Raw genomic sequence first — 2,983 nt, 5'->3', positions numbered from 1 at the left:
CTCGATCGGGTCACCGAGGCGGGTGCCGGTGCCGTGCGCCTCCACCACGTCCACGTCGGCGGCGGTGAGCCCGGCGTTGGTCAGCGCGGCGCGGATGACCTTGCGCTGGGCGGGCCCGTTCGGCGCGGTGAGCCCGCTGCTCGCGCCGTCCTGGTTGACGGCGGTGCCGCGCACCACGGCGAGCACCGGGTGGCCGTGGCGGCGGGCGTCGCTGAGCCGTTCGACCAGCAGCATCCCCACGCCCTCGGACCAGCCGGTGCCGTCGGCGGCGGCGGCGAAGGACTTGCAGCGGCCGTCGGTGGACAGGCCCCGCTGGCGGGAGAACTCCACGAACACGGTCGGGGTGGCCATCACGGACACGCCGCCGGCCAGCGCTAGCGTGCACTCGCCCAGCCGCAGCGCCTGGCAGGCCAGGTGCAGCGCGACCAGCGACGAGGAACAGGCGGTGTCCACGGTGACGGCCGGTCCCTCCAGGCCCAGCGCGTACGAGATCCGGCCGCTGGCCACGGCCGCGGCGCTGCCGGTGCCGAGGTAGCCCTCGACGCCGCCGCCGACGCCGGTGAGCAGCGCGGCGTAGTCGCCCTGGCTGCTGGTGGCCGCGTACACGCCGGTGGGTGCGCCGCGCAGGGCGGTGGGGTCGACCCCGGCGGACTCGAACGCCTCCCAGGCGNGCAGCCGCTGCTGCGGGTCCATCGCCAGGGCCTCGCGCGGGCTGATGCCGAAGAACGCCGGGTCGAAGTCCCCGGCCTCGGGCAGGAAACCGCCGTCGCGGACGTAGGAGGTGCCCCGGCTGGCCGGGTCGGTGTCGTAGAGCGCGTCGAGGTCCCAGCCCCGGTCGGCGGGAAACGGCGCCATCGCGTCGCGGCCCGCGTCGACCAGCTCCCAGAGCTGCTCGGGCGAGCGGACGCCGCCGGGGAACCGACAGCTCATCCCGATGATCGCCACCGGTTCGGTGAGCCGGTCGGTGAGCTGCTGGTTCTGCTGCTTGAGCTTCTGGTTGTCGAGCAGGGACGCGCGCAGCGCGCCGACCACCTCGTCCAGTGAGACGCTCATCGGGCCCTCCCTGCGGCCGGCCGGGTCACGAGTCGGATCCTTCGAGGGCCATCCGGACCAGCCCGGCGACGTCGAGGTCGCGGATCTCCGCCACCGGCGTGTCCGGCGTCGCGGTGGCGGACGGCGGCGCGGCGGTGTCGTGGCCGAGGCGGAGCAGTTGGTCGAGCAGGCCCGCCTCCCGCAGCCGGTCCAGCGGGATCGCCGCGAGCACCCGGCGGACGGTCTCCTCGTCGGCGCCGCCGGCCACGTCGCCGCCGTCCGGTCCGTCGTCGGGGAACAGCTCGGCGGCCAGGTGGTCGGCGAGACCGGACGGCGTCGGATAGTCGAAGACGACGGTGGTGGACAGGTCCCGACCGGTCGCGGCGGTGAGCAGGTTACGCAGCTCCACCGCGGTGAGCGAGTCGAAGCCGAGGTCGAGGAAGCCCCGTTCCGGGTCGACCGCGTCGACCGAGGGGTGCCCGAGCACCTTGGCCGCGTCGGTGCGGACCAGTTCCAGCAGCGCCGCACGCCGTTCCTNGGGGGAGCCGGTCCCGGTCCTGCGGCTCGGCGGTCGCGGCCGGCCCGGCGACGGCGAGCGCCCGCACCGCCGGCAGGTCGGCCAGCAGCGGGCTGGGCCGCAGCGCGGTGAACAGCGGGTGGAACGTGGTCCAGTCGACGTCGGCGATGGTGACGCAGGTGTCACCGGCGGCGAGCGCGTGCCGCAGCCCGGCCATCGCCGGGCCGGGCGGCAGCACCCGCAGGCCACGGCGGCGAAGCTGCTCCGGCGCGTTCTCGTCGAACATGCCGGACTCGGTCCACGGCCCCCAGGCCACCGAGGTGGCGGGCAGCCCACGGGCCCGCCGCCGTTCGGCGAGCGCGTCCAGGGCGGCGTTGCCGGCCGCGTACGCGCCCTGACCGCCGCTGCCCCAGGTGGCGGCGATCGAGGAGAAGAGCACGAACGCGTCCAGGTCGACGCCGTCGAGCAGTTCGTCGAGCAGTTCCGCGCCGGCCAGCTTCGGGCCGATGACGTACGCCAGGTCTTCCAGCGTGGTGTCGGCCAGCGGCACCACCTCGCTGACCCCGGCGGCGTGCACCACCGCGCGCAGCGGCGGCCCGTCCCGGCGCAGCTCGGCGATCAGGTCGGTCATGGCCGCCCGGTCGGCGGCGTCGCCGCGGGCCACCCGGCACTCGACGCCGGACGCGGCCAGGTCGGCCAGCAGCGCGTCGGCGCCGGGGGTGTCGGCGCCGCGCCGGCTGGTCAGCACGATCCGTTCGGCGCCGGCGTCGGCCGCCCAGCGGGCCACATGCCTGCCGAGGGCGCCGGTGCCGCCGGTGATCAGGACGGTGCCGCGCGGCTGCCACGGCGTGGGCTCACCCTCGGTGGCGGCGGTGGCGAGCCGCCGGGCGTACGTTCCGGTGCCGCGCAGCGCGAGCTGGTCCTCGGTGGTGGTGGTGGTGAGCAGCGCGGCGAGCCGGCCGGCGGTGTCGTCGTCGAGGTCGGCGGGCAGGTCGACCAGGCCGGCCCAGCGGCCGGGCTGTTCCAGCGCGGCGACCCGGCCGAGTCCCCAGAGCGCCGCCTGCCGGTCGCTGGTGGGGGCGTCGCCGTCGCCGACGCCGACGGCGCCCCGGGTGGCGCACCAGAGCCGGGCCGGCGCGTCGAGGTCGGTCAGCGCCTGGAGGAGCTGAACGGTGGCGGCCAGTCCGCGCGGCAGCGTCGGGTGCTCGGCGTGCGGGTTCTCGTCCAGCCCGAGCAGCGACAGCAGGTGCGGTGGCCGGTCGGCGGTCGCGGCGGCGACCAGCTCGGCCAGCCGGGTGGCCAGTTCGTCGGGGTCGGCGGCGGTGTCGACCGGCACGGTGGTGGCGGCCGGGTCGAACGCGCGCGCCAGGGCGGTGAGGCCCGGTTCGGCGGCCCGGTCGGCGGGCACCAGCACCAGCCAGCGGTCCGACCCGG

The 2,983-nt window shown here is 76.8% G+C and carries 3 protein-coding genes; all 3 read right to left on the bottom strand.

Annotation, left to right across the window (positions count from 1 at the left end):
* A partial coding sequence (locus B1205_RS30645; RefSeq protein WP_303394891.1) for a beta-ketoacyl synthase N-terminal-like domain-containing protein occupies positions 1–1,053 on the bottom strand: 1,053 nt, incomplete at its 3' end.
* Positions 1,054–1,078: 25 nt separating this feature from the next.
* Positions 1,079–1,519 carry an acyl carrier protein gene (locus B1205_RS30640; protein WP_176308386.1) on the bottom strand — a complete coding sequence of 147 codons (441 nt, stop codon included), beginning with the start codon at positions 1,517–1,519 and terminating at the stop codon, positions 1,079–1,081.
* A complete protein-coding gene (locus B1205_RS33260) occupies positions 1,428–2,336 on the bottom strand; it encodes a beta-ketoacyl reductase (protein WP_441338436.1) in 909 nt (302 codons plus the stop codon). The genes B1205_RS30640 and B1205_RS33260 overlap by 92 nt, the downstream gene beginning before the upstream one ends.
* Positions 2,337–2,983: the final 647 nt, after the last annotated feature.

It is taken from the genome of Micromonospora sp. NBS 11-29 (assembly GCF_002140155.1).
Lineage (GTDB): Bacteria > Actinomycetota > Actinomycetes > Mycobacteriales > Micromonosporaceae > Micromonospora.
This window is presented reverse-complemented; position numbering and strand designations above follow the sequence as displayed.